This is a genomic window from Curtobacterium sp. B8, assembly GCF_000333315.1.
Taxonomy (GTDB): domain Bacteria; phylum Actinomycetota; class Actinomycetes; order Actinomycetales; family Microbacteriaceae; genus Curtobacterium; species Curtobacterium luteum.
Genome location: NZ_BACW01000068.1, coordinates 1 through 2,545, shown reverse-complemented (window position 1 = coordinate 2,545; position 2,545 = coordinate 1). Strand labels below are relative to the sequence as shown.

The 2,545-nt window shown below is 72.4% G+C and carries 2 protein-coding genes and 1 pseudogene; 2 read left to right on the top strand and 1 reads right to left on the bottom strand.

Features of this window, described 5'->3' with window-relative positions:
* Window positions 1-475: pseudogene (locus I59_RS01900) on the bottom strand (hypothetical protein); the annotation flags it as partial.
* A gap of 197 nt (window positions 476-672) precedes the next feature.
* On the opposite strand from I59_RS01900, the gene otsA reads away from it, so the two are divergent.
* Together otsA and I59_RS01890 are read left to right on the top strand one after the other, a co-directional pair.
* Window positions 673-2,259: an alpha,alpha-trehalose-phosphate synthase (UDP-forming) gene (gene otsA / locus I59_RS01895; protein WP_022902426.1), complete on the top strand. Its 1,587-nt coding sequence runs from the start codon at window positions 673-675 to the stop codon at window positions 2,257-2,259.
* The coding region (locus tag I59_RS01890; RefSeq protein ID WP_042726372.1) for a trehalose-phosphatase at window positions 2,252-2,545 on the top strand (294 nt) is incomplete at its 3' end. The genes otsA and I59_RS01890, both read left to right, overlap by 8 nt.

The following is a 2,545-nucleotide window of genomic DNA, read 5'->3' as shown; positions in this document are numbered from 1 at the left end:
GACCTGGGCCGCGAGCACGACCGCGGGGACGACCCCGACGGACCCTGTAGCCCGATCCGAGCAGGCCGATCGACCCGGAGCCGTGCAGGCGTCCGAGGTCCGCGAGCACCACGAGCTGCGCGGGCGCGCCGAGGAGGACGCTGACGCCCGACAACAGCGACTGCACGTCCGGCACGCCCGAGCCGCCGAGGCTGCCCGACGACCCGAGGTCGGCGGAACCGGAGCCGGCTCCACCCGAGTCGGCCGCGGCGACCGCCACGGTGAGCAGGAGCGCGATCGCGGCGACGACGTAGGCGGCGACCCAGCCGCCGACCGCACCGAGCACGGCGGCGAGCCAGTCGCGACCGGGCACGCTGCGCAGGAGGCGGTCGAAGCCGTCCGAGGGCGCGGCGGGCGCGGCGGGCGCCGACGGCGCGGGCTGACGGGGCCCCTGGTCCTGCGGGGGCTGCGGCGGGACGGGCGGCTGCTCGCTCACGAGAGGCGGATCCTTTCCGACCGGGAGGCCGGCGCCACCCCTGTGGGCACCTCGTGTCCCCCCGACACGAGGGTGCATCATATCCAACCTGCCGAGGTCCCGTGAATCCGCTGACGTCCCGCTGGTAACTTCGGCACCGTCCACGTGCACCACGACCCGCGTGCACCACCCCGGGCGAACGGAGACACCACCACCCCATGGCTGCAGACCGAACCGACCGCACCCGCTACGCCTTCGTCGTCGCGTCGAACCGCCTCCCGGTGGACCGCGTCGTCGACGAGGACGGCAACGAGGGCTGGCGGCACTCGCCGGGTGGCCTCGTCACCGCGCTCGAACCCGTGATGCGGGCGAACGACGGTGCCTGGGTCGGCTGGGTCGGGCAGCCCGAGGTCGAGGTCCCCCCGTTCGACAACGACGGCATCCACATCGTCCCGGTACCGCTCAGCACCGCGGACGTCGAGGAGTACTACGAGGGCTTCAGCAACGACACCCTCTGGCCGCTCTACCACGACGTCATCGAGCACCCGAGCTACCACCGCGACTGGTGGAACGCCTACAAGCGCGTGAACCAGCGCTTCGCCGACCAGATCGCCGACATCGTCGAGCAGGACGGCGTCGTCTGGGTGCAGGACTACCAGCTCCAGCTCGTGCCCGCGCTCCTCCGCGAGCTCCGACCCGACCTCACGATCGGCTTCTTCAACCACATCCCGTTCCCGCCGGTCGGCATCTACGCCCAGCTGCCGTGGCGCGCGCAGATCCTCGACGGCCTGCTCGGCGCCGACGTCATCGGCTTCCAGCGCCACGACGACGCGAGCGACTTCCTCCGGGCGGTCCGGCACATCAAGGGCTACACGACCAAGGGCTCCACGATCGACGTCCCCGTCGACGACCCGGCCGCCCCGCGCAGCCGCAAGGGCATCACCGTGCGGCACGTCGAGGCCCGGCACTTCCCGATCTCGATCGACGCCGCCGGCTTCGAGGAGATCGCGCACCGGCCCGAGGTCCAGGAGCGCGCCCGCGAGATCCGCGCGAGCCTCGGCAACCCGAAGACCGTGCTCCTCGGCGTCGACCGACTGGACTACACGAAGGGCATCCGCCACCGCATCAAGGCCTTCGGCGAACTCGTCGAGGACGGCCGGGTCGCGGTCGAGGACGCCACGCTCATCCAGGTCGCGAGCCCCAGCCGCGAGCGCGTCGACACGTACGCCGCGCTCCGAGACGAGATCGAACTGACGGTCGGCCGCATCAACGGCGACCTCGGCGTGATCGGGCACCAGCCGATCGCCTACCTGCACCACGGCTACCCGCGCGAGGAGATGGTGGCGCTCTACCTCGCCGCCGACGTGATGCTCGTGACGGCCCTGCGTGACGGCATGAACCTCGTCGCCAAGGAGTACATCGCGACGCGCTTCGACAACGACGGCGTGCTCATCCTCTCCGAGTTCACCGGCGCCGCCGACGAGCTGAAGCAGGCGGTGATCGTCAACCCGCACGACATCGGCGCGCTGAAGGACTCGATCCAGCGCGCGATCGAGATGCCCCGGCGTGAGCGCTCCACGCGCATGCGCGCGCTCCGCAAGCGGGTCCGCGAGAACGACGTGGCGCGCTGGTCGCGATCCTTCCTCGAAGCGCTCGACCGCCATGCGCCCAAGGGGTCGCGCATCGACCCGGACGCGACTGCGGACGCGCACCGTGAGGCGGAGGACGACGGCATGTCGATCTTCGACGAAGGCGCACAGACCGCGCGTGCGGCCGAGGACACCCGGGAGGCCCGTGGTGCCTGAGACCGTCACCGACCCGTCCGCCCTGTCGTCGGCCCTCGAGACGCTCGCGGCTGCGCCGCGACTGCTCGTCGCCCTCGACTTCGACGGCACCCTCGCGCCGTTCGCCGACGACCCCGCGCAGGTCGGGGCGCTGCCCGGCTCCTGGGCCGCGGTCCTCACGTTGCAGCGCGCCCGCGACACCGAGGTCGTGCTCGTGTCCGGCCGCCCGCTCGACGGTCTCGCCCGGGTGACCCAGGCGCCGGACGGCATGGCGCTGGTCGGGTCCCACGGGGTCGAGTGGCGGGTC